Below are 24,952 nucleotides of genomic sequence, written 5' to 3'. Positions count from 1 at the left end.
TCTTCACTGCGATGCGGGTGTTGTGGTGGTGCGTGCGGCCGTGAGGGCGGCCGCCAGACGGTCGTGGGGGATGGCCCGCCCGTCGAGTTCGTACCCGTCCGGGGTGGCGACGAGGTCCACCCAGGCGGTGCCGCGCGGATGCCCGCACCGGCGCGCGCAGCCGGACCAGTGCACCGGCAGCTCGCCCGCCGATCGCGTGACGACGCGGCGCGCGTCGGCGCGTACGTCGGCCAGGGACTTGGCGCAACCGGGCCTGCCCGTACAGGCGGTGACGGACTGCCAGGGGCTGTCGGGGGCGACGACCAGGCCGGCCGACTCCAGCCGGGCGTAGCCGGCGACGGGCCTGCGGGTGCTCGCGCGCGGCAGGACGACGCTGCGCCACGGGGTGACGCACAGCTCCCCGCTGCCGCGGTCGGCGACCTGGACCAGGACCCGCCACTGGGCGGTGCTCAGCCGGCCGAGCGGGGGCAGGACGCACAGCGGGGTCTGGTCCGCCTCGCCGCCTCGCCCCCAGGGCCGGGGCGGCTCCGCGTACGGCCACGCCACCTCGGGCACGCGTCCGGCTTCGATGCCGGCGGCGGCCAGTCGCCGGGCGAACTCCCCGGCGTCCACGGCGTGTTCGTCGGGCAGCTCGGCGACCCGCCAGGCCCGGGTCCCGGCCGCGTCGGCGGCGTCGAGGAAGTATTCGGCGGCCAGCAGCGCCGCCCGGGGGGCGTCGCAGGCGGCGAGTTCGACGGCGTCGGCGCCCGCGCCGAGCCGCAGCAGCGCCCGGCCGTTCGCGCGGCCGAGCACGGTCACATCGGGGTCGAGGGCGGCGACGTCCCCGCGCCCGGCGTCGAGGGCGAACAGGAACCGACCGGACAGGGCCGTCGCCCGGGTGCTCGCGCACAGCAGCCGGTCCAGTTCCCGGACCCAGTGCACGACGCGGGGCCCGCCCATCGGGGTGGCCACGATGTTGCGCACCCGTTCGTGGCTCGGGGCGGGCAGCAGCCCGGCGCCGTCCAGCAGCCGGGCGAGCCCTGCGCCGCAGTCGTCGGCGAGGCCGCGCAGCTGGACGTTGCCGCGCGAGGTGAGTTCCAGGTGCCCGTCCCCGAACCGGTCGGCGGCGAGCCCGAGCACCGAGGCCTGACGGGCGGTGAGCAGCCCGCCGGGGATCCGGACGCGCGCCAGGTAGCCGTCGTCGGCCGCGTGCAGGCGCAGCGCGCCGGGGCAGGCGTCACCGCGGTCCCGTATGACGGGTTCGTCCCGCGACGCGGCGGAGGGGGGCTGTGGCATGGCCGCGAGCATACCCACGATTCCCCAAGCCCGACCTGTGTCCGTCACCACCCCTGCCCGGGACGAAGCCCGGCAACACAGCGCCGGGGCAAGCCCCGCAACACCGGGCCCGGGGCGGAGCCCCACAACGCGAGCCCCGGGGCGAAGCCCCGCAGCGCGGGGCCCGGGACCAAGCCCCGCAACACCGGGCCTGGGGCGAAGCCCCACGGGTCCGGGGCGGAGTCCCGGGAAACGGTGAAAGGGCGGGGCGGGGAGCAGCTCCGCGCAGCGGCACCGCACCCCACCCCCAACCCCTCCCCCACCCCCACTCCCGGCCAGGGACTCGGCCGCCTAAGATGACCTTCCGACGGGCCACTCGGCCCGTCATCGCCGAGGACGGCGACATGGGAGGAAGCCCGGTGCGATTCCGGCGCGGTCCCGCCACTGTGAACCCGGCAGACCCACGCCGCCGGGCAAGTCAGGAACTCCCGCCGTCCTCACTGCCCGGGGCGCGGAAACCCCGAGGAAGGCCTGCCGCCGCATGATCCTGCTGCTGTCGACGTCCGACACCGATCTGCTCAGCGCCCGCGCGGCGAACACGGCGGACGCCCCCGTCCCGTACCGGTTCGCGAACCCCTCCCGCCTTCCCCTCGACGACCTCCCCGGCCTCCTCGACGGCGCCGACCTGGTCGTCGTACGCCTCCTCGGCGGCCTGCGCGCCTGGCAGGAGGGCCTCGACCTGCTGCTGGCCGCCGACCAGCCCCGCCCCGTCGTGGTCCTGACCGGCGAACAGGCCCCGGACGCCCAGCTGATGGAGGCCTCCACCGTCCCGATCGGCATCGCCGCCGAGGCGCACGGCTACCTCGCGCACGGCGGCCCGGCCAACCTCGCCCAGTTGGCCCGCTTCCTCTCCGACACCGTCCTCCTGACCGGCCACGGCTTCGAGCCCCCCGCCGCCTCCCCCACGTGGGGCCCCCTGGAGCGCACCACGTCACCCACCGCCACCACCGCCGGCGGCGCCGGCCCCGAGGTCGCGGTGCTCTACTACCGCGCCCACCAGATGAGCGGCAACACCGCCTTCGTGCACGCCCTGTGCGACGCCATCGAGGCCAAGGGCGGCCGGCCCCGCCCCCTCTACGTCTCCTCCCTGCGCACCCCGGAGCCGGAACTGCTCCGCGCGCTGGAGTCCGCCGACGCCGTCATCACCACCGTCCTCGCCGCCGGCGGCACCCGCCCCGCGACCGCCTCGGCGGGCGGGGACGACGAGTCCTGGGACGCGGGCGCCCTCGCCGGCCTCGACGTGCCGATCCTCCAGGCGCTGTGCCTGACGGGTTCGCGCGGCACCTGGGAGGAGAACGACGAGGGCCTGTCCCCCCTCGACGCCGCGACGCAGGTCGCCGTCCCGGAGTTCGACGGCCGCCTGATCACCGTCCCGTTCTCCTTCAAGGAGATCGACGAGGACGGCCTGCCCGCCTACGTCGCCGACCCCGAGCGCGCCGCCCGCGTCGCGGGCATCGCCGTACGCCACGCCCGCCTGCGCCACATCGAGCGCCGCGACAAGCGGATCGCCCTCGTCCTGTCCGCGTACCCGACGAAGCACTCCCGCATCGGCAACGCGGTCGGCCTCGACACCCCCGCCAGCGCCGTGGAGCTGCTGCGCACGATGATCGCCGGCGGCTACGACTTCGGTCCCGTCGAGGAGATCCCCGGCCTGGTCTCCGGTGACGGCGACGAGCTGATCCGCGCCCTGATCGAGGCCGGCGGCCACGACCAGGACTGGCTGACCGAGGAACAGCTCGCCCGCAACCCCGTCCGCATCCCGGCCGCCGACTACAAGCGGTGGTTCGCAGAGCTGCCCGCCGAGCTCCGCGAGAGCGTCGAGCAGCACTGGGGCGAGGCCCCCGGCAACATGTTCGTCGACACATCGGCCAACCCCGAGGGCGACATCGTCCTGGCCGCCCTGCGCCGCGGAAACCTCCTGATCCTCATCCAGCCGCCGCGCGGCTTCGGCGAGAACCCGATCGCGATCTACCACGACCCGGACCTGCCGCCGTCGCACCACTACCTGGCCGCGTACCGCTGGATCCAGGCGGCGGCCGAGGACGGCGGCTTCGGCGCCGACGCGATGATCCACCTCGGCAAGCACGGCAACCTGGAGTGGCTGCCGGGCAAGAACGCCGGCCTCTCCGCCGCCTGCGCGCCCGACGCCGCCCTCGGCGACCTCCCCCTCGTGTACCCGTTCCTCGTCAACGACCCGGGCGAGGGCACCCAGGCCAAGCGCCGCGTGCACGCCACCCTGGTCGACCACCTCGTGCCGCCGATGGCGCGCGCCGAGTCGTACGGGGACATCGCCCGCCTCGAACAGCACCTGGACGAGTACGCCCAGATCTCCGCGATGGACCCGGCCAAACTCCCGGCCATCCGCGCCCAGATCTGGACCCTGATCCAGGCCGCGAAACTCGACCACGACCTCGGCCTGGCCGAACGCCCCGACGACGACGGCTTCGACGACTTCCTCCTCCACGTCGACGGCTGGCTGTGCGAGGTCAAGGACGCCCAGATCCGCGACGGACTGCACGTCCTGGGCGGCGCCCCGACCGGCGAGGCCCGCGTCAACCTGGTCCTGGCGATCCTGCGGGCCCGTCAGATCTGGGGCGGTACGACGGCCCTGCCCGGCCTGCGCGAGGCCCTCGGCCTCGACGAGTCGGCCGCCACCCGCACCTCGGCGGACGCCGTGGAGGAGACGGCCCGCGGGCTGGTCCAGGCGATGGAGGACGCGCGGTGGGACCCGGCCGCGGTGGCCTCCGTGGCGGCGGACCACGGCCCGGACGTGGCTGCGGTCCTGACCTTCGCCGCGCACGAGGTCGTCCCGCGCCTGGCCGGCACCACGGACGAGATCGCGCACGTCCTGTCCGCCCTGGACGGCGGCTTCGTCCCGGCGGGCCCCTCGGGCTCGCCCCTGCGAGGCTTGGTCAACGTCCTCCCCACGGGCCGCAACTTCTACTCGGTCGACCCGAAGGCCGTCCCCTCCCGCCTCGCCTGGGAGACGGGCCAGGCCCTGGCCGACTCCCTCCTCACCCGCTACCGCACGGACAACGGCGAGTGGCCGGCGTCGGTCGGCCTCTCCCTGTGGGGCACCAGCGCCATGCGCACGGCCGGCGACGACGTGGCGGAGGCCCTCGCCCTCCTCGGCGTCCGCCCGGTGTGGGACGAGGCCTCCCGCCGGGTGACGGGCGTGGAGCCGATCCCCCTCGACGAACTCGCCCGCCCCCGCATCGACGTCACGCTGCGCATCTCGGGCTTCTTCCGCGACGCGTTCCCGCACGTCATCGGCCTGCTGGACGACGCGGTCCGCCTGGTGGCGGGGCTGGACGAGCCGGCCGACCTGAACTACGTCCGAGCCCACGCTCAGGCGGACCTCGCCCTCCACGGCGACGAACGCCGCGCCACCACCCGTATCTTCGGCTCGCGTCCGGGCACGTACGGGGCCGGCATCCTCCAGCTGATCGACTCCCGCGACTGGCGCACCGACGCCGACCTGGCGGAGGTCTACACGGTCTGGGGCGGCTACGCGTACGGCCGCGGCCTGGAGGGCCGCCCGGCCCGCGCCGAGATGGAGACGGCCTACAAGCGCATCACGGTAGCCGCCAAGAACACCGACACCCGCGAGCACGACATCGCCGACTCGGACGACTACTTCCAGTACCACGGCGGCATGGTGGCCACCGTCCGCGCCCTGCGCGGCACGGCCCCGGAGGCGTACATCGGCGACTCCACCCGCCCGGAGACGGTCAAGACCCGCACCCTGGTCGAGGAGACCTCCCGCGTCTTCCGCGCCCGCGTGGTAAACCCCAAGTGGATCGAGGCGATGCGCCGCCACGGCTACAAGGGCGCGTTCGAGCTGGCGGCGACGGTCGACTACCTCTTCGGCTACGACGCCACGACGGGCGTGGTGGCGGACTGGATGTACGACAAGCTCACGGAAACGTACGTCCTGGACGAGACGAACCGCGCCTTCCTGGAGGAGGCCAACCCCTGGGCCCTCCACGGCATCGCGGAACGCCTCCTGGAAGCCGAGTCCCGCGGCATGTGGGCAAAGCCGAACCCCCAAATCCTCGACTCCCTCCGCCAGATCTACCTGGAAACAGAAGGCACCCTGGAGTCCGAGTCGGAGTAACCCTCCCCCCAAGCGGGAACGGCCACCCCGGCCGTTCCCGCCACGCCCCGTAGCTGCCGGCGCCCACCACCTGGTCGGACGGGGACGGATTCAAGAGATCCCGCGCAACGTCGCCCGCCACGTCCGCACCGGCACCCCACGGCCCCGCCGCTTCGAACCCCTCACCGCCGACGAAGCCCGTCAGTTCCTTACCGTCGTGCGCGGTCACCGGCTGCACGCCCTGTTCGAACTCGCCCTCCACACCGGACTCCGCAAGGGCGAACTTCTCGGCCTGCACTGGGAAGACCTCGACCTCGACGCGGGCACCGCCGCCATCCGCCGCACCCTTCAGCGAACCGCCGCAGGCGGGCTCACCACGCTCCCCACGCGCGCCTCCGAGCGCCGCATCGCCCTTCCCGCCCGCTGTGTCCACTCGCTGAAGCTGCACCACGAACAGCAGCAGCGCGAGCATGCGGCCGCAGGCACCACGTGGAAGCACGACGGGCACGTGTTCACCACAGCGCAGGGCCGACCGCTCGACCCGACCAACCTCACCCGCGCCTTCGCCACGCTCCTCCGCAAGGCCGGCCTCCGCCGCATCCGCTTCCACGACCTCCGCCACTCGACCGCCACCCTCCTTCTGGAACAGGGCGTCGAACTTGTCGTCATCAAGGAACTCCTCGGCCACGCCCACATCGGCGTCACCGCCACCGTCTACGCCCACGTACGCATCCGCCTCCAGCGCGACGCCATCGACACCCTCAGCGCCGCACTCAGCAACAGCGCGAGCAAGCCGCCCTGCGCCGCCTCGGTCCGCTGACGTTGCCGTCATCTACTGCCGTCAAACGCCTCAGGAGCCCCGTCGAGATGTGTCTCGACGGGGCTCCTGAATTCTTCCCTAGCTCAGCCTGCCAATCGGCTCTGAATCGCCACTAGGCGCTCCCGACCAACAGTACGGTCAGACTCCCTGAGTTGCGAAAGGTGACCCAAGTTCAAATCCTCTAGAGGAGGTTCCGAAATTGCACGTCGCTGAGATCCAGCCTCCTGTGCGAAGAATTCCGCTCCTGGGATGTTCTGATCCAATTGACCCATCGCAGTCAGGCAGGCGTGTGCACATTTGAGCGCATCCTCGGAATCGGCGCTGGACCGATAGAGGCTTGCATAACGCAACGCAAGAACCGAGTAGAAGGCGTAGATTCCCGCTACCCCAACGATCTCCTCGTCGGATGGTTCCAACTCCTGAAAGCCTTCCAGGGTGTCCACGTAGCTCTGGAATGAACCACCCGGAATTCCAGGTTTCCAAAGGTCCCCTACGGCGTGGACGACGAAATCGACGTCACTACTCCGCGCGGGGTCGTCGCCGCACAACCCCGTAAAGACCTGCACCATCCGCTCCGCACAGCTCGCCACGAAGGTTGCAACCTGAGGGTACGACTGCCCTCGGATGGTGGCCGCAACTGCCTCATCGACTACCACTCAAAACTCCTCTGGCGAGTTGTCGTCTTACCGTTTCCGGGATACACCTGACCCATCATCTTACCGCCGGTGCCTCGGATGAGCGGCGCACACACACCCAGACATACATTGCGAGAGGTGCCTCCCGCCGTGGGAGTCCAGCCCATTTCATTGATGAAGAGTAGGGCGTTCTGCTCTGCGTGGGTGCCTGGAATATTGTCGGCGGCCATCTCACCCTTGCCGATAGCGGACATCTGCGCGGGCGTCAGGCCATCGCCAGATCCCGCAACGACGTTGATCGGACCGTGAGGGGTATCCGCCCGAACTACAGCCACAGTGCTCACGTTCTTGCGAATAAATTCATCCGGCTCAGCGGCATGAATTTCGCTCGCTCGCGCAGAGAGATTGCAGTTATGAACCAGGACCGGCGTGGCGCCTGCGAGCACATAGTACGTGTGCTGGCAGCCCCTCCTCTAGCTGCTTTTATGCAGGTGGGGAGGGGTTTTGGGGTCCGCCGGAGTCCGTGATTGTGTGCCTGAATCCGTGGCTGTTGCCGTCGCTACTGCCGTCAGGAGTCGGGGTTCTCGGGCGGGGCCGGGATGCGGTCGCCGCGTGATTCGGCGACCCGGAGTGCGTCGGCCAGGGCTTCGGTCAGCCGGCAGGCGAGCCACCGGTATTCGACGGCCGACTGCTCCTTGGCTCCGGGGGCCACGACCTTGCGGGCGTACTCCAGGAGTTCCTCGCCCATGACGAGTTGTACCTCTTCGATGCTGTCGGCGAGCGAGGAGAGGTAGCCCCTGCCATCGGTGCTGAGGTAGCAGGGGTTACCGTCCTGAGTGGTCCATGGCAGTAAGCGAGGACCGATCACGCCTGCTGCCGCGTCGTGGAGATCTCTGCGGCGCATGCGGTCCGCGTCGGTCCTGGATGTGCTCACCGTGCACCCCCACCTGGGTCGCCGAATGGAATACGGCGACCGTAGGGGCCGACTGCCCGTCACTCCATCCATGAGGCATGCCAGTTGGCGACGGAGGGTGTTGGAAGTATCGCGTTGCGTGGCACCTATCCGACTACGGCCAGGTAGGAGGCCATGTCGCGCATCTCGGCGGTGAGGGTGCGCTTGCGCTTCTTCAGGATCTCCTGCATGGTCTCGGCGGCCATCCGCTGATGCCTCAGCCACTCAGGGGATGCACGGCGGACTGCGGTCAGCTCGTCCATCGCCGCGGACAAGTCGTTGGTCCGGGTGTGGGCGCGGGCCACGTCCAGGCGGTGGCGGTTCCAGTTTTCGCCGCTCGGCCGCCCGGCGTTCTTCCACGCCTTGGGCGACATGGCGTCCTCGCCGGATTTGCGGACGACGGCACGGGCGTCTCCCACGACCATGTCGTCTTCCACGCCCTTCATGCCGACGGTGAGCGGCCCGAAGGTCGTCCAGTGCCGGAAGAACGAGCCGGTGTACTCCCGTCCCACGGCGGATGCCGCCGTGTTCGCGACGCGGTAGTAGTCGCGGGCTTCCTGGGGCCGGTTGTTGCGGCCTGCGGCAGCCGCGGCGCGCAGTGCCAGCCATCCCCATGCCGCGCATTCGTCCGGCGTCGCGCGGGACAGTCTCGGTTCGATCAGGTCGGCGGTCTGGGAGGCAAGCTGTTCGGCTTCGTCCAGCCGGCCCTGGCGTAGGAGCAGCCAGCACATCCCGATGACGCCAGATGCCCCGGTGAGCGTGTCCCGGGCCTGGCGTGCGTCGGTGATCGCGCCGGCCAGGGCGGTGTAGGCGAGGTCGTACTGCCGTACCTGCGTCAGGTACCGCCCAGCCAGCTGCAACGACTCGGCACGGGCCAAAAGTGCCTGGCTGTGCTCCTCGCCGCTGTCGAAGTGCGCGACCGCGCTGTTCGCATCCCGCAGGAGCGCGGGCAGTTGGGATGCGACGCTCTTGTAGCTGTCGGAGTGGTAGAGCACCGCACCGTCATGGACGGTACGGCGGAAGCGGCGCAGGTTCGGCTCCTCCTCGGCGCTCTCTCCGTCCGAGTCGGTGAGTCCCACTGGTGGAGTGAGGGCCGCGCGGAGTTGGATCAGGTTGACGCGGTTCGGGTCCTCCGAACGGCCCACGGGCTCCGGAGCGTCCGGCGCCAGAAGCGTTGCCGTTGTCACGCTCAGCGCGCGGGCCAGGGCGTGAAGGGTTTCCATGCGGACCGTGCCACCCTGCTCGACCTTACGCACCGTCCCCGGCGAGACGCCTGCGGCGTGGGCCAGTTCTTCCTGGCTCATCCCGGCCCGACGCCGGTACTTACGGACGTTGTCCGCCAGTTCCGTAGTCATCTGCTGACCACCTCCAGCGCCACGGTACGCCGGTCCGACGAGTCAACCGAGGGCTATCCAGCAGATACCCGCCGGGGGCGTTGACCCGCCACCGGGCTTGGGCCCGAGCAAGCGGCCGACGCCATGCAGGGCCGGGGCCTGAGCGGGAGGGGTCCCTCGTCGATCGGGCAGCTTCGCCGTACCAGGGTTCTCCGGGGGCCGCCAAGGCTCACTCCGTGACGCTTGCGCTTGGCCTTGGCGGCCCCCGGGGGTTCCTGGTACGCCTCCGGTGACCGGGCGACGAGGGACCCCTCCCGCGACCCCGGCCACCCATCACCACGACGGAGCCGCACCCGCATCCGGCCTCCTCCCCCTCGGAGAGAGGGCCGGGGCCTGGGGCAGAGCCCCAGAACAATCCACGCTGGCGGCTGTTGCGCGCCCGGACCAGCGGGGCAGCCGGCAAGCGGGGCGGAGACAGGAGCGGGCGGCGGCCCCGAGGGGCCGGAGCGCGCGCGGCCCGCGCCAGCGGGCCGCCTTGATCAAGTAAAGAAACTCTGAACAGCTTCCCCTGTCGCCCTATCTGGCCCAGCTGCCGAGCTGGCCGTCAGGGGCGCTGCTGCCGGCGCTTCGTCGATTCGGCCAGTGCGGCTTCCAGCTTCTCGCGTGGCGACGTGTCCGAGTCGGCGTCGTCGTGGAGTGGCGGCAGGAACAGCCCGCGTCGGCTCGTCTCGCGTTTGATCTTCCGGCGCTCGTTGAAGATCCGCTGGTGTTCCTCACGGATCGTGACCCATCGCTGGTCGAGCTCCGCTTCTCGTGCCAGCAGCTCGTCATCGGTGAGGTCTGCGAAGTCGGCTGCGGCTGCACGGGCCTCGCGGGCGATCTCCTCCCGTAGCAGGTAGTTCGTGATCGGCCCGTGGCGCTTACCCGGCTCTGGAGCTTGGCGCACGAAGACACCGCGGCCCTTGACCGAGTACACGAGCCCTTCCTGCTTGAGGCTTCGGTAGGCGTTCTGTGCGGTGGAGTTGGCTACTTGGAATCGCTCTTGGATCTCACGAGCGGGCGGGAGCTGGGAGCCCGGAGGGTAGGTGCCTTCTGCGATGTCGCGGCGGAGGAAGTCGGCCACCTGGACGTAGGGCGGGCGGCCGTCGTCATTACGGATGAGATCGGCCGGCCAGTCCGGGCCTGGCTCCTCGCCGTCTCCGTCCGCTACTGGGGCACCCGGAGCATCGCTCCCGCTGACCGTCGAGCTCACGAAACTGCCCCGGCCGAGTTGGGAGTAGACCAGCCCTTCCTGCTTGAGGACCCGTAGGGCGTTCTGGACGGTGGAGCTGGAGACGCCGAACCGCTCGCCGAGCACGTTCGCCGAGGGCAGGCGCTCACCTGATGTGAACTCACCGGTCAGGATCGCGTCCCGCAGGGCACCAGCCGCCTGGAGATACGGCGGTCGGGAGTCCTCGTCCAAGGGCAGGGTCATGACCCCACGGTATCGCCTACCCGGTGACCCGCTACAGGCAGATCCCTGCGCTTCCCGCCTGACTGCCCACCCACCTCATCGAAGTCACAACTTCATCGTGCTTGCAAGTTCTACGATCATCTCCTTATGCTCATGGCGAGTCGATCAAGCGACTCCATCGAACGAGGATGTGATGGCATGGCCATGACCCGAATCCGTGTTGCCCTGCTGCCGTCGGCGATCTGCATCGCGGGCACCGAGCCTGTGCTGAAGATCAAGGACCAGCAGACCGGAGAGGTCGCCACCGACCGGGAGACCGGTGAGTCGCTCTACACCGTGACCGTGATGCTCATGGAGGACGGCCGGGCCGAGGTCCTCAAGATCACGGTTCCGCAGTCGGGCCTGGCAGCCGGGCTCAAGCCGGGAGCAATGGTCCGGCCGGTGGACCTGTTCGCGACCCCGTGGGCGCGGATCTTCAACGGGCAGCTCTCCGACGGCGTCGCCTACCGCGCCGTGCGCCTGGAGCTGATCGCCGTGGAGGTGGCCCAGTGATCCGCTTCGAAGGTCCCGCGCCGGAGCGGCAGGTATACCCCCTCCGGCCCCTGCTTGGAGCCGAAGGCAAGGCGACGTTCTCCGTCTCGACGGCGGTCCTCGACCTGCTCGGCCTGAACCCGGCCGACGCGGCGGCCCTGGACCTGGGCGACGTGTTCCGCCTGATGCCCGTAGAGGGGAAGTGACATGGAAAACGTGATGGATCGCGCGCCGAGCGTGCTGCTGGTCGCGGCCGGGCTGGCGGGCGTGGGCCTGCTGCTGGCGGTTGTGCGCTACGTCCGCGCCGACGGCGGTACGCGGGTCAGCATGCGGCAGGCTGTCCGGGTCCGCTGGGGCTGGGTGCGGCTGGCACGGATGGCGGGCCTGACGGTCACCGACAAGACGCCGGGCCTGCTCGCGCAGATCACCGCGCAGAAGGACGGTCCCGCCCCCGCACCCCGGGTGCTGACCCCGAGGATCAAGGTGAAGCCGGATCAGTTCGGCGTGATCGTGCGGGCCAAGACCCTGCCGCAGGTCGGGCTGGAGGAGTACCAGAAGGCGGACAGGTTTCTGGCGGACGCCTGGCGGTGTACGCGGGTATCCGTCCTGCCGGACGGCCCCGGCCGGGTGGTGATCCGGGGCGTGCGCTCCGACCCGTTGACCACGCCGACCGAGCACCGGCCCACCGGCCGTCCGCTCGCGGACGTGGCGCGCTGGGAGCTGGGGGTGGACGAGTACGCCGCGCAGGTGTTCGTGTCCTTGGCCAACGTGCCCGGTGTGACGGTGGCCGGCACTCCCGGTGCGGGCAAGACCTCGACGATCAACAAGTTCGTCTGCGACTTCGCGCCCTCCCCGGCGGTGCAGTTCGTGGGCGTGGACGGGAAGGTGTCGCGGGCCTCCGAGGGCGACTACGCCGATCTCGTCAAGCGGATGTTCGCGTTCTGCGGTGACGACTTGGACGAAGCGAACGCGCTGTTCAAGCGTCTGGTGGAGCTGCGCAAGCGGCGGTCCTCGGTGATCCGTGAGGTGCTGGGCGTGAAGAACATGTGGCACGTCGGCCCCTCGCCGTTGTGGCCTCTCACGGTTCTGATCATCGATGAGGCACACACGTACTTCCGCGAATACAAGGGCAGCGACGCCGAGACCAAGCGGCTGGCCGCGCTGACGGCGGAGAACGCCCGCCTGGTGGAGGACCTGGTCAAGAAGGGCCGAAGCGTCGGCATGCTGGTGATCCTGATCAGTCAGAAGACCACCGGCGACGCCCTGCCGACGTTCATCCGCGATGTGTGCCCGGTCGGGCTGTCCTTCGCGCAGAAGACGGTGGAAGCCGCAGTGGCCGCGCTGGGGGACGACATCCGCAACTGGCCGGACGCCAGCCCGGTCACCTTGCAGGACCCCGCCTACGTCGGCGTCGCGGTGATGGCGATGCAGGGCCGCCCCGGCTTCACCCGCATCCGCACCCCGTACGTCTCCGACGCCGACGCCGCCCGTATCGCGGAAGCCACCTCCCACCTGACCGCCGACCCCGCCCTGTGCCTGGACGCCCTCCTCGACACCACCGGCCGCACGAACCCCGGCGACGACGAAGGACCGGACGGCCCGGCCATCTCCCTGGCCAAGCCCTGAACGCCCCCGATCCCCACGCCCGGAGAGGAGGTCCCGCGCATGGCGGAGGAACGGTTCACCAGGCGCACCGTGACCGTGGTGATGGCTGTGATCGCGGTCCTGGCCTTCGTCTTCTCCTTCGGCAACGTCTGGGCGCTGGCCCTGCGGCTCGGCGTCCCCCGCCCGGTCGCCCCGCTGATCGCCCCCATGGTGGACCTGTCCGTCGTCGGCCTCCTGGTCGCCCTGCGGTTCCTGGCCCTGAGCGGCGTCCCCAAGGCGGAGCTGAAGGCCGGCACCCGGCTGCTGCACCTGTGCGGGCTACTCACCCTCGCCCTGAACACCGCCGAGCCCCTGCTGACCGGACGCTATGGGCGGGCCTGCCTGGACACCGTCGCCCCGCTCCTGCTGCTCGGCTGGGGCCACGTCGGCCCCGCCTTCCTCGCCCACTTTCACACCACTGCACATCCGGAGGCCATCACAGCCACCACAGCCCCCGCGCCCATCGCTGAGCCGGTGCCCACCTCGGCGCCCGCTCCCGAAACGGCGGCCCCGGCCCCTGAGTCGATCCCCACCGCGACACCTACGCCGCCTCCGGCCGAAGTGCCTACCGTGATCGAGGTGCCCGGCTCCGCCTCCGCCCCGGCCCTCGCCAAGGCGCCTGCCACCGGCTCCCGCCCGGCTCTGCCCGCCGCTTTGCTGAGTGCGGCCCGGCGCATCGCGGACACCCACCACGCCGAGCACGGAACACCAGTCACCGCCGCCCAGCTCGCAACCCGCATGGGCGTCGCCCTGCCGGTGGCCACCGCCGCCCTCGCTCAGCTCTGAGCCACCCCGGCCACCCGCCGGATCGCCTCTCCCCTGAAATCCACGCCCACCCGATGGGCCTGGTTCGTCATGCACCGAGCAGCACCAACACGCCTTCGTGCCTGGCTGGTTGCTGCTCGGGGCCACCCACCCGAACAGAAGGGACACGCCCCGAATGGTCACCCTGGACCTGCGCCACGTGGCAAGCCCCGCCGTGCGGGACCTGCTCCACCTCGTCAGCCACCCCGACTTTGACCGCGCACAGCAGCAGATCGAACACCTCGGCGGCTGCACCGAACCCGTACGCCTGACCGGCCGCAGCGCCACCGTCGACACCACGACCGGTGAGGTGCTGCGCTCCTACACCACGTCCGAGGAGCCCACGGGCAGCCTGCTCACCGCGTGTGGCAACCGCCGTGCTTCGCGCTGCCCGGCCTGCTCCCGCCTCTATGCCGCCGACACCTACCACCTCATCCGTGCCGGCCTCTCCGGCGGCAAGAGCGTGCCCGACACCGTCCGCACCCACCCACGGGTCTTCGTCACCCTCACCCCGCCGTCCTTCGGCCCCGTCCACAACCGCCCCACCACGCCCGGCGGCGACATCCGTCCCTGCCGCTGCCGCAAGCTCCACGAACCCACGGACCCCCTGCTGGGGACGCCGCTGAACCCGACGACGTACGACTACGCGGGCGCGGTCCTCTTCAACGCCCACGCCGGAGCCTTGTGGGCCCGCTTCACCACCTACCTGCGCCGCGAGCTCGCCGCCCGACTCGGCATGACCCAGAAAGCCGCCCACGCGGCCCTGCGAGTCTCCTTCGCCAAGGTCGCCGAGTACCAGCAGCGCGGCCTGGTCCACTTCCACGCCGTCATCCGCCTCGACGGCCCCGACGGCACCAGCCAGCCCCCGCCGCCGTACGCCACCGTCGCCGTACTCACCGACGCCGTACGCGCCGCCGCCCGGGTCCACGTCACAGTCGCCTCGGACGCGGTCGGGGAACGCGAACTCTCCTGGGGCGAACAGCTCGACGTACGCGAGATCGCCGCCTTCGGCACTGACGCCGAATTCACCGACCAGGCCGTGGCCGCCTACGTGGCGAAGTACGCCACCAAGTCCGCCGACGCCTCCGGCACCCTCGACCGCGCCCTGTTCTGCCGCCCCTGCCAGGGACGCGGCGCCACCCTCCTGCCCCACGGAACCCCGCTCCCGTGCACCACCTGCGACGGCACCGGGCAGGCCCGGCCACTGCCCCGCCTCGCCGTCGCGCGCCACGTGCGGCAGATGATCCGCACCTGCTGGGAGCTGGGCAGGCTGCCGGAGTTCGCCCACCTGAAGCTCTGGAAGTGGGCGCACATGCTCGGCTTCCGGGGCCACTTCTCCACCAAGTCCCGCCGCTACTCCACCACCTTCGGCGCGCTGCGCGCCGACCGACGCGCCTGGCGCACCGAACAGGCCCGCACCCGCGCCGGCCTCCCCGAACTCGACCCGACGACCACGCTCGTCATCGGCCACTGGGCCTACCAGGGCTCGGGCTACAGCCCCGGCGGTGCCCTGCTCGCCGCCGCCGTCTGGCACCGCAGAGAACTGGAACGGCAGTTCGCGGCAGAAGGGGGCTGCTGATGACCACGGCCTCCGAGGGGGCACCGGAGGATCTGCTGACCGTGCCCCAGGTCATGGCCTGCCTCCAGCTCGGCCGCTCCGCCGTCTACGACCTGCTCCGCACCCGCCAGCTCGCCTCGATCACCCTCGGCCGCGCCCGCCGAATCCCCACCCACGCCCTCACCGACTTCATCCGCACCCGCCTCGAACAGGAAGCTGCCTGATGGCCACGCCCCGAGACACCAGCCCCTCCCGCCGTGTGCGCGCCAACGGCGACGGGACCGTCTACCAGCGCAAGGACGGTCGCTGGGAGGCTGCCGGATACGTCCTCGCCCCCGGCAACACCCGCCGCCGTGTTCGCGTCTACGGCACGACGCGCAAGGAAGCCCTGGCCAAGCTCACCGAGAAGATCGCCACCAGCAATCGTGGCCTCCCCAACCCTCCGCGCAGGGCAGCGTCGGCGCGTACCTGACGTACTGGCTCGATGCCGTTGCCGTCCACCACCTCCGCGAGAACACGCACACCCGATACACCGCCTGCGTCAACCGGTACCTCGTCCCCGGCCTGGGCAAGAAGAAGCTCGCCAAGCTCTCTGCCAAGGACGTTCGCACCTGGCTCAACCAGCTCCGTACCACCTGCCAGTGCTGCGCGCGCGGCGTCGATGCGAGCCGTGATGAGCCCCGTTGCTGCGCCGTCGGATCGTGCTGCTCCAAGCGACTCTCTCCGCTGACGCTGACCTACATTCACTCCGTGCTCAAGTCTGCTCTGGAGCACGCCGTGCGTGAAGAGGAGATCCCGCGCAACGTCGCCCGCAACGTCCGCACCGGTACCCCACGGCCCCGACGCTTCGAACCCCTCACCGCCGACGAAGCCCGCCAGTTCCTCACCGCCGCGCAAGGTCACCGGCTCCACGCGCTGTGCGAACTCGCCCTCCACACCGGACTCCGCAAGGGCGAACTCCTCGGACTCCGCTGGGAAGACCTCGACCTCGACGCGGGCACCGCCGCAATCCGCCGAACCTTGCAGCGCACGAGCACAGCCGGGCTCACCACGCTGCCCACCAAGACCCGGGCTTCCGAACGCCGCATCGCCCTCCCCGCCCGCTGCCTCCAATCGCTGAAGCTCCACCGAGAGCAGCAGGAGCGTGAAGCCGCGGGCACCACGTGGCAGCACGGCGCACACGTGTTCACCACGCCGCAGGGCAGGCCGATCGACCCGACCAACCTCACCCGCACCTTCACCACGCTCCTCCGCAAGGCCGGCCTCCGCCGCATCCGCTTCCACGACCTCCGCCACTCGACCGCCACCCTGCTCCTGGAACAGGGCGTCGAACTCGTCGTGATCAAGGAGCTGTTGGGCCACGCCCACATCGGCGTCACCGCCACCGTCTACGCCCACGTCCGACTCCGCCTCCAACGCGACGCCATCGACCTCCTCGGCCGCGCGCTCCGCAACCCCGACGAGATCAGCGGCAAGCCCGACGACGGCGACGAACCACCCCTCGTCGGAGCCGCCGTCCGCTGACGTTGCCGTCAACTACTGCCGTCAGACAGCACTGGAGCCCCGACGGGCGTCACCCGTCGGGGCTCCAGATTTGCCGGCAGAAATAGGCGCCACCTATTGAAGTATCGCCACCGCGAGGCGGTGCGCTCGCAGCCTCACGGCACCGCACCGGATCACGTTCTCCGCCGATCTGAAATCGAGAATGGCAGCTCTAGCTATTCAGACCCCGCCATCAGGGCATCTCTGCCGAGCTCATAGATTTCGATCGCACCAGGGAAATGGTCCATGAATTCCTCCCAGAACCCCGGAACTTGCCAGGCAGCAGGCGCCATTGTGAGCGATCCGTCCCACTCAGTGGATACCGTCCACGATGAATGCACCTCTGAATCGACCACTTCGAAGAGTCGCGAGTCAAAGAGGGGCGGAAGTTCGCCTCTACGGAACTCGATCCTGAAGTAGTTCGGTCCGTCCGTCTGGCAGTACGCCTCAAGGACCACGTACACCTGCCCCTGACGCAGGGCATCCGCCCCCTGACGAACACTCTGCTCGTGGCCTTCGACGCCGGTGAACCTCACTTTCACGGGGCGCTCCCTCTACGGTTCATGACGACCTTGTAGTCGTAGTCGTACATGACCTCGCCGGATACTCGGTTCATGTAGTAGTGCACTTGATAATCACCGTACGGGCTTTGATGCGTCTCGGTGCTGTACTTGCCCCATTGCGAAGCACCTCCGCGTTCTGCGAATCGAGCTTGAAGTTCCTTGTTCCCCATTTTCGTACCAGGCATCGCCAATCTGGAACCGGAGATCGCATCAGGCGTTAGCTGGCCACTCCCAGTGAAGGGCGAGTTCGCCGACTCCAGCCGCAACTTTTGCGCGAGCTTCTCCCCTTGGAGAGAGCCGGATGGGACATCACAGTTGCTGTTGTGAACGAGGACCGGAGTCTCGCCTGCCAGCACATAGTACGTGTGGAAGTCGGCGACGGTGAGATTGAAGGTGTCAGTGGAGGCTTGGTAGGAGTGGGTCCGGACAACAGCGACAGGAACGCCCTCATCCGTGCGGAGTGTCACGCCAGGCGTGAGCTGGCCCGCGTCCTTCCAGGCCTGATCTGATTCAGACCAGAAGGGGTGATGGTCGGTTGTGGTGATGGTCCGTATGCCATCGTTGGTCTGGATGCTGACATCGACGTACCGCTTGTCGTCCTCTGTAAAGATTGTCGCAGTTACAGTTTTTGTCGAGGTTTCCCCAGTCTCAGGATCAGTGGCAGTGATCTCGTCGCCGGCGACTACCTCTTCTATCGGCTTGCTGGTTCCGTCTGCGAGAAGTACCTCAGTACCAGCGATGAAGCTGTTGCAGCCGGAACCCTTAGCGGTCTTTCCTGATTTTCCACCCACGCCCGACAGGAGGCTTCCACCGGGTGGCATGCCACCCCCCTCATACAGCCCGACTTCCCCCGCAACATTCTCTAGGTGGTCTCCTAGATAGTCCTCCGGGTTGCACCCCTTCTTCTTCATCTGCTCGCATGCGCTCAGCAATGCAGAGGTTTTGAGTCGCCAGTCTTGCTCAGGGGTCAGCTCGCCGCCCCAAGAGTCTGCCTGCTTCCGGTAATCGGCGCGGTAAATCTCGAAGAACTCTTTAGCGTTCTGCTTCGGGAGGACAACGGTCTTTCCCGGCGGAGCGTGCATCAGCGGTTCTGAGGGCGCAGGCGTCCATGGTTTCGGCTTGGGCCTGACCTTGGGGCTGTTGTAGTCGCCCCAAATAGGCGTTGGACGCGAAGGGTGGTTAACGGGCAGTACATCGTCGCGGGGGTTGTAGTGCCCACCGCAGTGGCCTGCGTAGCAGTCGGATTCGATGAGGCCCGTTGGGTCGCTCTTGTTGATTGGGTTGCCGCTGGCGTATGTGTATCCGTTCATCTGGAACGGTTGGGTGATGTCGATGATCGGATCGACGGAGATGAAGCGGCCGATGGTGGAGTCGTACTCTCGGGCGCCGATGTGGGTGAGGCCGGTGTTCGTGTCGTCTACGCCGTTACCCAGGAAGGTGTGGTTGCCGGGCCAGTTGCCGGGCTGAGTGCCGCGGGGGTTGCCGTACGGGTCGGACTTGCGGCGGGAAACCGTCTGACCGTTGTTCTGGTCGATAGTGGTGGTGGCGGTTCCGTGGTGGTCGGCGAGCTGGACGCTGAGTTCGTGCTTGTCCGTCTTGCCGCTGGTGCGGCGGACCGTGGTGGCGCCGGCACCGCTGTAGTAGCGGACGGCGTCGAGGGCTTGCCCGGCCTTGTTGACGGTGATCTCGGTGTCGCCCAGGTAGAGGGTGCGGCTGCTGCCGGTTTCCTCGATGAGGCGGTTGCCGCCGGTGTCGTAGAGGTAGGTGGTGGTGTTGTCGAAGGCGAACTGCTGCGGTCCCGTAGCGTTGCAGGACCAGAGCTGGAGGTCAGAGCCATCGGCGGCGTTGTTGGGGACGTCGACGCACTGGTTGGTGGCCGGGTTGTTCAGGGACTTGTCACCGGCGCGGTAGACGAACTTCTGCTTGTCACTGCCGTCACAGGTCGCCAGGACCAGCTTGGTGCCGCTGGTGGTGAGGCACTTGTCCAGGGCACGGACGGTGTCGCCGGTCAGGCGCCACTGCTGGGCGCGTGTTTCGTTGCAGGGGTAGATCTGGACGGGGGTGCCGTCGGCGGTGCCCGCGTTCTCGACGTCGACGCACTTGCCAGAGGCTCCGATGAGGGAGACGGCTCCGATGCCGGGGCTGGTGGCCGAGGTGAGCTTGCCTCGGCGGTCCCAGTTCAGGGTCTGGGTGTCGCCGTCGATGCGCCGGCTCTTGGTGTTGCCGGCGGCGTCGTACTCGTAGGTGGACAGGGAGTTGACCGTGGAGCCCGGCTTGCGGGTGGTCTTCTCCACCTTGGCCAGGGCGTGGGGCTGGGTCCTGAGGGGCGGCTGCGCACCGTTGGCGGCGAGCGTGACGCCATAGGTGTAGGTGGTCTCGTCGTCCAGCGCGCTGTTGGTCAGGTCGCGGTTGATGAGCTTGGTGCGGTTGCCGATGTTGTCGAACTGGTATTCCTGCCAGAAACCGTCACCGTCCGGACCGGGCGTGACATCGGCCAGGCTCGGCCCGGTGCAGGCCGCGGTCTTGCCGGTCCACGCCTTGGTCAGTTGGCCCATCGGGTTGTAGGCGAAGCATTGACGATCGGTTCGACCTCCCGGCTGGTCATCGGTGATGGACGCGATGGTCCCAGCCGGGTCGTAGGTGTAGGAGACATCGCTGATGCGGTTGGGTGCCGTCTCGCGATCGCTGATCTGGTTGGTGACCTGACCGGTGTTCGGGTTGTAGCGGACAGTGGTCCAGACCCGGTTGGGGGCGTTGCCCGAAGCTGTGCGCAGGATTTCGCCGTAGGGGCTGTACTTGACGTCGGCGGTGTACCAAGCCAGACCGGACATGCTCTGCGGCATGCCGTCGCTGTCGTAGCGCGTGACGAGCTTCTCCGCGGCCAGACCGCCCGGGGTGGCCGGGAGGGTGGTCGACTGGACCTTGCCCGTGGGGGTGTAGGTCGTGGAGTACACGTAGGTGCCCGCGAGGCCCTTGGTCGCGGGGACGTCCGGGATCGTGATCTTCGATCCGGTGGGTCGGTACTCGGCGTCGTAGCCGGTGACCTCGCTCTTGTACGCCGTTGCGCCTTCGTAGCGGGTGGAGGAGACGGGCTTCCCCTTGGCGCCCGTCAGCGTGTCGAAGGTGAAGGAGGCGACAAGCGGACCGTCGGCCGCGTTGTCCCGTACCTCGGTCGTGCGGCCGAGGGCGTCGTAGGTCGTGTACTGCGTACGGCCGCTGGAGTCCTTCGTCCAGACCTGCTGGTCAAGGTTGTTGAAGCCGAACTCCGAGCGCCCCGTGTCCGGGTCCTCCGAGGATGTCTTGCGGCCGCGTGCATCGTAGCCGTACGTCCAGCTGTTGCCGGCAGCGTCTGTGACCTTGCTGAGTTTGCGGCGGACGTCGTAGCTGTACGAGGTGCGGTTCCACGTCGTCAGGTCCGTGGAGGTGGCGTGCTCAACGGCCGAGGTGCGCCCCAGCGGGTCGGTCCAGGTCTTGGACGCGCTGCTGCCCTTGAGGGGGGTCGTGCCGTCGACGGACATTGCCGACCGGGTCAAGGTGAAGTCCCCACCGTACTGCTTGGTGGACGAGTACTGAGGTACGTCCGCATGCAGGGTGGTGGAGCGGACGGGTCGGCCGAGGCCGTCATAAGCCGTTTCGGTGGAGTTGGGAACTGCGAAGACACTCTCCGGGACGAAGATCTTCTTCGTCGGCGCACCTTCGGCGTGGTAACCGTTGTTCGTTCGACTGACCGTGCCATTGGCGCTATAGAGGGTGTCAGTGATCAGCCGCCCACCTCCCAGCGCCTCGCGCTGGTTCTGGCGGGGGCGCAGCAGACCGTCGTATATCGCGACGCTCTGGGTGTAGGTGCCGTCGTCCTGCAGGGTGCTGCTGGTGACGGCAGGTGCTTCGTGCTCTGTGATCTGGTAGCTGAAGGTGTAGGCGGCCTTGTCCCTGCTGGGATCCTGTGAGGGTGTCCAGACGGCGGTTGAACGTCCGAGGTTGTCGTACGCGGTCGTGACCTTGCGGCCGTTTGTATCCGTTGCCTCCAGCGTGCTGCCGCGGCCCGGATCTGTCTTGCTCGTGGCGGTGTGGCCAAGAGCATTGGTCACCGTGACGGAATAGGGGGTTCCCGTGGAGGGGCTGAACGAAGAGGACGTGGGGTTGCCGGCTGTGTCGTAGACCTTGACCGATCGTCCCAGCGCGTCGTACTCGATGCGCGCCGAGGTCACCCAGCCCGTACCTGCGCTGTCGAGGGTGTCGGCTTGGTGGACAAGGCCCTTGACGGGCGCCGCGCCGAAGGCGTTGAGGGCGTCGTATGAGGTTCGGGTGTCGTTGAGGACTGTCGCTGTTGGGCTGTTTGCGCAGTCCCCGGCGGTTATGCGGGCGCGCTGGGGCAGGCCGATCAGGTACTTGTCGGCATTGTGGACGTAGCTGGTCGTCGTGCAGGTCTGCTCGCTGGTGGACCAACTGCTTCCGTTGTGTTCCAGGACATCGACCTGTGTAGCGGTGATGAGTCCGTAGCCGGGCTCACGGGTGTGGAGCGTCCGGATCAGTCGGGACTTTCCGCCACTGACGATCTGGATCTCGTCAGTCCGGGACGCCCCTTGGCGGTGGGCCTCCAGCGGGGTAGTGCCATCTCGTGGGCGGGCCGCGGTCTTCTGGCTCCAGGGCCAGGTCAGCGCGCGGGAAGTGATGCTGCCGCCGGCCTTTGTGTAGGTGATGGACTCGGCTGTCATTCCCTGGAACTGGGGGAGATCCTCGCCTAGGTCCTCGGTTCCGGTGGAGTCCTTCAGCGTGATCTTGGCGCGGCCTGCATCGCCGGACATACCACGGAAGTAGCGGACACGCTTCTGTGACTCTTCGGTCGAGTTGGGCTTGCCCGCGTTTGCCGTAACACCTTGCTTCGTCAGCACGCTTGCGTAGCCGCGCCACTGGCTGTAAGTGCGCAGCTCGGGTTTGGTGAACTCGTCGGTGTCCTTGGCCCAGGCGGTGTCGCCCTCGTAGGTGTAGGTGGTGGTGACGTCCGGCTGCCGGGCGACACGGTCCTTCTCGGTGACCTTGTCGACGACGTACTTGTTGAACCACTCAAGCGGGGGCGTCTCAAGAGCACGGTCCGGGGACCAGTGAACCGGATAGCAGCGGGTGGTGTTCTCTTCCGGCTTCGGATGCGCGGCGCCGACCGGACACGGTGAGGAGTAGCTGACGGAGATTTCGCCGCCCGTCTCGGTGCGGACGGTTTCCACACGGAGGCGGTCGAAGTCCGGGGTAGCGTCGGTGGCGCTCTTCGCGACACGGTTGGGCATGTCCCGCACGTTGGGCAGGAAGGACACGGCCGGAAGCGAGGTGCTCTCCTGCTTACTGTCCTTCGGAACGCCGTATCCGGTGCGGGTGATGGACTCCAGCCACAGCGGCGGGTGGGTGTCGGTGCGCTGGCGAGGGAAGGATTGGGCCAGGTCCCAGCGGTCCACGAGGGACAGCTCCGTGGCGCCCTCGGTGCGCTGGGCCTTGGTGATGACCGAGGTCAGGCGCTTGCGGGTCCAGAAGGTCGGCGAGGCGGTGTAGCAGTCCTTGGCGCTCGGCTTGCAGTAGAGCGTGGAGGGGGTGTCCCACCACGGCTGTCTGTCACCGTAGTTGTTCGCGTCGAACTCCGCATCGGAGCACTGGGTGGTGCCTTCCTTGATGCAGCGTTCGGAGACAGTGAACTCCACCTTGCCTGTTGGAGCGCCGCCCAGTGCGCCTGCACGCAGGCCGTAGGTGATCTGCGTGGGGTAGCCGCCGCGGATGTAGGGGACCTTTTCCTTGAACTTCTCGTTCTTGGCGTAGTGGTTGGTTTCCGTGGCCCAGTCGATGATCATCGCGTTGCCGTGGACGTCTTCGACGTAGTCGAGGTTCCACCGCCATCCCTGGACACAGGAGGAGTCTGCGAAGGAGGCCTGGTAACAGGGTTCGCCGGGGTGGTTGCCGAACACTGGAGCAGTGAAGACCGAGTTGGTCACGCCCCGGGCCCCGGAGCCGTCGAGGTCATGCCTGCCGAAGAAGTACCGGGTCCCATCACGAGTGGTGACGACCCAGTACTCACCGTCCTTCGCGCCATTGGCCACAGCACTGTCGGTCTTGCGTTCGACCTTGGAGCCGTCATCGACGGCAGCTATCCACTGACCACTGGCGGAATCCCGAACCAGCTCGGTCGATGCGCCGCCCAGCGACATGAACACGCTGTCGCCGGCCCAGCAAAGGTCACTCTTCTTCTTGTCGGTGGTGTTGTCATTGTTGGGCTTCGACGGGTTGCCCTTGAGGTCGTCATCACACGGCCGGTAGCGACGTTCGACGAATCCAGGGGTGTAGTCCCAGCCGTCACCGATCCACGATGCTTGACCGTTGGCGACGGATGTCTTGCCATCGACAGCCTGGGAGGAGTACGAGAAAGCGATCTTCGGGGACGGGCCCGCCGGCGGAGCCGGCACGGTCAACGGATACGACCATGCGAACCCCCCACCGCTGGTGCCTGCCGTCCATTGGCCGGAAGACGACAGAGAGGTGGCCTTGTACGTGCCGCCCGCGCCCGATGCGCCGTCCGAGGCGGCCAGGACCATCGGGCCACCGCCGCCGACGGCCATGGTGCGCAGGCCCTGGCCGGGTGAGGTGGCCGGGTCGACGGTGGCGCGGACCGTGCCGGTGGCGGGGTCGTTGGTGCTGGGGACGTCCTTGGAGACCGAGCACTCGGGGAGGTCCGGGGTGGTCAGGAAGCATTCCGGGAGCTGCTTGAGCTCCAGGCGGGTCGCCCACTCGGTGCCGTAGAGGTCCTTGAACTTCTTGTAGTCGAGCTGGACGTCCACGGGGGTCGCCGCGTCGACGGGCGGGGTGACCTTGATGAGTGCGCCGTCGACGTTGGCGGCCTCGGTGGCGGTACGGGTCTCCACCGCGACCGACCAGGTACCGGACGGCGCCGGGGGCGCCGGGTTCGCCTCGGTGGGCGAGGCCTTGCCGATGCTCACCGGAAGCGTGCCGGCCTGGACCAGCTGGTCGCCAGAGAGGGCGACGCTCGCGCTTCCGCCGGCCGGCGGAGCCACCATCGTCGGCTCGTACTCCGGCGGCGACTGCACGGGGGCGCCCGCCCAGCCTTCGAGTTTGGCCGCCTCGACCTGGTCGAGCTTGGCCTTCATGTCCTGCTGGAGGCCGGGCAGCTGGACGCCGTCCCGGGAGCCTGGTGGTGCAGCCCAGGCCTGGATCGGCAGGAGTGTTGTGATCAGCGCCACCGAGACGGTGATGCCGGTACGCCCGGCGAGGCGCGCGCGTTTCGCGCGCGACCTTCTGTTTCCGGGCAGGCGGAAATGATGCGCCGAGAACGGCGACATGTGGACCCCCCACGCTCTGCCCACGCAATGACACACGTATGGCAGGGAACTGACAAATAGTTCGCTGATTCTGGGGTCTCGGGTGGTGGAAAATCCAGAGTCCGTCATGCGGTGTGGAATAAATCACTTACCGCCTGCATACGCTAGGACAAGCACGACATATTGGTCACTTTTCGGGTGTCGGTGCAGGTGACGCGGGCCACTCGATGCGTCATGATCTGCTCGCACATTTCATGCGCGAACACCGGTCGGGGAGCCGGTTCTTCGTGCTGCCCGGTCGCCGGGCTCCTTTTGCCTGCGAACACCCAGGGGTGGCGAAAAAGCGCACCCGAGGGGGGAGAAAAAGCACCGTGTCCGAAAATGAATCCTCGG

General features: G+C 68.7%; 15 protein-coding genes, 2 pseudogenes and 1 riboswitch. Of the genes and pseudogenes, 9 read left to right on the top strand and 8 right to left on the bottom strand.

Annotated features, from left to right (window positions below):
- Positions 1-3: 3 nt before the first annotated feature.
- Positions 4-1,275, bottom strand: a complete 1,272-nt coding sequence (locus tag M4D82_RS26715) for a ferredoxin-like domain-containing protein (RefSeq protein WP_249768484.1) — start codon at positions 1,273-1,275, stop codon at positions 4-6.
- 366 nt (positions 1,276-1,641) lie between these two features.
- Positions 1,642-1,742, top strand: a riboswitch (cobalamin riboswitch).
- A 53-nt stretch (positions 1,743-1,795) separates the two neighbouring features.
- Between M4D82_RS26715 and cobN the strand changes: the two genes are divergently transcribed.
- Together cobN and M4D82_RS26705 are read left to right on the top strand one after the other, a co-directional pair.
- Positions 1,796-5,431 carry a cobaltochelatase subunit CobN gene (cobN, locus tag M4D82_RS26710; RefSeq protein WP_249768483.1) on the top strand — a complete coding sequence of 1,212 codons (3,636 nt, stop codon included), beginning with the start codon at positions 1,796-1,798 and terminating at the stop codon, positions 5,429-5,431.
- An 85-nt stretch (positions 5,432-5,516) separates the two neighbouring features.
- A pseudogene (locus tag M4D82_RS26705) lies at positions 5,517-6,230 on the top strand (tyrosine-type recombinase/integrase); the annotation flags it as partial.
- Between the two features lie 83 nt (positions 6,231-6,313).
- Here M4D82_RS26705 and M4D82_RS26700 read toward each other — a convergent pair.
- The 5 genes from M4D82_RS26700 to M4D82_RS26680 all read right to left on the bottom strand — a co-directional run bounded on the left by M4D82_RS26700 (position 6,314) and on the right by M4D82_RS26680 (position 10,625).
- Positions 6,314-6,886 (bottom strand): hypothetical protein, encoded by a 573-nt coding sequence (locus tag M4D82_RS26700; protein ID WP_249768481.1) that lies wholly within the window; start codon positions 6,884-6,886, stop codon positions 6,314-6,316.
- The gene (locus M4D82_RS26695; protein ID WP_249768480.1) at positions 6,880-7,311 is read right to left on the bottom strand and encodes a hypothetical protein; all 432 of its coding nucleotides are present in this window, start codon (positions 7,309-7,311) and stop codon (positions 6,880-6,882) included. The genes M4D82_RS26700 and M4D82_RS26695 overlap by 7 nt, the downstream gene beginning before the upstream one ends.
- Positions 7,312-7,433: 122 nt before the next feature.
- Positions 7,434-7,769 (bottom strand): hypothetical protein, encoded by a 336-nt coding sequence (locus M4D82_RS26690; protein WP_249772183.1) that lies wholly within the window; start codon positions 7,767-7,769, stop codon positions 7,434-7,436.
- Positions 7,770-7,924: 155 nt separating this feature from the next.
- Positions 7,925-9,172 carry a helix-turn-helix domain-containing protein gene (locus tag M4D82_RS26685; protein ID WP_249768478.1) on the bottom strand — a complete coding sequence of 416 codons (1,248 nt, stop codon included), beginning with the start codon at positions 9,170-9,172 and terminating at the stop codon, positions 7,925-7,927.
- A gap of 583 nt (positions 9,173-9,755) precedes the next feature.
- The gene (locus M4D82_RS26680) at positions 9,756-10,625 is read right to left on the bottom strand and encodes a winged helix-turn-helix domain-containing protein (protein WP_249768477.1); all 870 of its coding nucleotides are present in this window, start codon (positions 10,623-10,625) and stop codon (positions 9,756-9,758) included.
- Positions 10,626-10,802: 177 nt separating this feature from the next.
- On the opposite strand from M4D82_RS26680, the gene M4D82_RS26675 reads away from it, so the two are divergent.
- The 7 genes and pseudogenes from M4D82_RS26675 to M4D82_RS26645 all read left to right on the top strand — a co-directional run bounded on the left by M4D82_RS26675 (position 10,803) and on the right by M4D82_RS26645 (position 16,665).
- Positions 10,803-11,156 carry an SCO3933 family regulatory protein gene (locus M4D82_RS26675; protein WP_249768476.1) on the top strand — a complete coding sequence of 118 codons (354 nt, stop codon included), beginning with the start codon at positions 10,803-10,805 and terminating at the stop codon, positions 11,154-11,156.
- Positions 11,153-11,341 (top strand): hypothetical protein, encoded by a 189-nt coding sequence (locus tag M4D82_RS26670; protein WP_249768475.1) that lies wholly within the window; start codon positions 11,153-11,155, stop codon positions 11,339-11,341. The genes M4D82_RS26675 and M4D82_RS26670 overlap by 4 nt, the downstream gene beginning before the upstream one ends.
- A gap of 1 nt (position 11,342) precedes the next feature.
- Positions 11,343-12,761 (top strand): FtsK/SpoIIIE domain-containing protein, encoded by a 1,419-nt coding sequence (locus tag M4D82_RS26665; RefSeq protein ID WP_249768474.1) that lies wholly within the window; start codon positions 11,343-11,345, stop codon positions 12,759-12,761.
- Positions 12,762-12,800: 39 nt separating this feature from the next.
- Positions 12,801-13,565 carry a DUF2637 domain-containing protein gene (locus M4D82_RS26660; RefSeq protein WP_249768473.1) on the top strand — a complete coding sequence of 255 codons (765 nt, stop codon included), beginning with the start codon at positions 12,801-12,803 and terminating at the stop codon, positions 13,563-13,565.
- A 154-nt stretch (positions 13,566-13,719) separates the two neighbouring features.
- Positions 13,720-15,162 carry a replication initiator gene (locus M4D82_RS26655; RefSeq protein WP_249768471.1) on the top strand — a complete coding sequence of 481 codons (1,443 nt, stop codon included), beginning with the start codon at positions 13,720-13,722 and terminating at the stop codon, positions 15,160-15,162.
- Entirely contained in the window at positions 15,162-15,365 is a 204-nt protein-coding gene (locus M4D82_RS26650) for a helix-turn-helix domain-containing protein (protein ID WP_249768470.1), read from the top strand. The genes M4D82_RS26655 and M4D82_RS26650 overlap by 1 nt, the downstream gene beginning before the upstream one ends.
- Positions 15,365-16,665: pseudogene (locus tag M4D82_RS26645) on the top strand (tyrosine-type recombinase/integrase). The gene M4D82_RS26650 and the pseudogene M4D82_RS26645 overlap by 1 nt, the downstream one beginning before the upstream one ends.
- Positions 16,666-16,859: 194 nt before the next feature.
- Here the strand turns inward: M4D82_RS26645 and M4D82_RS26640 are convergent.
- Both M4D82_RS26640 and M4D82_RS26635 read right to left on the bottom strand, forming a co-directional pair.
- On the bottom strand, positions 16,860-17,225 hold the full coding sequence (locus M4D82_RS26640; protein ID WP_249768468.1) for a hypothetical protein: 366 nt from the start codon (positions 17,223-17,225) through the stop codon (positions 16,860-16,862).
- On the bottom strand, positions 17,222-24,580 hold the full coding sequence (locus tag M4D82_RS26635; protein WP_249768467.1) for a ricin-type beta-trefoil lectin domain protein: 7,359 nt from the start codon (positions 24,578-24,580) through the stop codon (positions 17,222-17,224). Before M4D82_RS26635 ends, M4D82_RS26640 begins: the two co-directional genes overlap by 4 nt.
- Between the last annotated feature and the right edge of the window lie 372 nt (positions 24,581-24,952).

Source organism: Streptomyces sp. RerS4, from assembly GCF_023515955.1.
Taxonomy (GTDB): domain Bacteria; phylum Actinomycetota; class Actinomycetes; order Streptomycetales; family Streptomycetaceae; genus Streptomyces.
Note: the sequence above shows the minus strand (reverse complement) of the source record. Positions and strands in the feature narration are given on the sequence as shown.

What these genes read in the sequence shown, in the direction of transcription:
- M4D82_RS26715 (WP_249768484.1), bottom strand. Translation starts at nt 1,275, where the DNA reads ATGCCACAGCCCCCCTCCGCCGCGTCGCGGGACGAACCCGTCATACGG.
- cobN (WP_249768483.1), top strand. Translation starts at nt 1,796, where the DNA reads ATGATCCTGCTGCTGTCGACGTCCGACACCGATCTGCTCAGCGCCCGC.
- M4D82_RS26690 (WP_249772183.1), bottom strand. Translation starts at nt 7,769, where the DNA reads ATGCGCCGCAGAGATCTCCACGACGCGGCAGCAGGCGTGATCGGTCCT.
- M4D82_RS26685 (WP_249768478.1), bottom strand. Translation starts at nt 9,172, where the DNA reads ATGACTACGGAACTGGCGGACAACGTCCGTAAGTACCGGCGTCGGGCC.
- M4D82_RS26680 (WP_249768477.1), bottom strand. Translation starts at nt 10,625, where the DNA reads ATGACCCTGCCCTTGGACGAGGACTCCCGACCGCCGTATCTCCAGGCG.
- M4D82_RS26675 (WP_249768476.1), top strand. Translation starts at nt 10,803, where the DNA reads ATGGCCATGACCCGAATCCGTGTTGCCCTGCTGCCGTCGGCGATCTGC.
- M4D82_RS26665 (WP_249768474.1), top strand. Translation starts at nt 11,343, where the DNA reads ATGGAAAACGTGATGGATCGCGCGCCGAGCGTGCTGCTGGTCGCGGCC.
- M4D82_RS26660 (WP_249768473.1), top strand. Translation starts at nt 12,801, where the DNA reads ATGGCGGAGGAACGGTTCACCAGGCGCACCGTGACCGTGGTGATGGCT.
- M4D82_RS26655 (WP_249768471.1), top strand. Translation starts at nt 13,720, where the DNA reads ATGGTCACCCTGGACCTGCGCCACGTGGCAAGCCCCGCCGTGCGGGAC.
- M4D82_RS26650 (WP_249768470.1), top strand. Translation starts at nt 15,162, where the DNA reads ATGACCACGGCCTCCGAGGGGGCACCGGAGGATCTGCTGACCGTGCCC.
- M4D82_RS26635 (WP_249768467.1), bottom strand. Translation starts at nt 24,580, where the DNA reads ATGTCGCCGTTCTCGGCGCATCATTTCCGCCTGCCCGGAAACAGAAGG.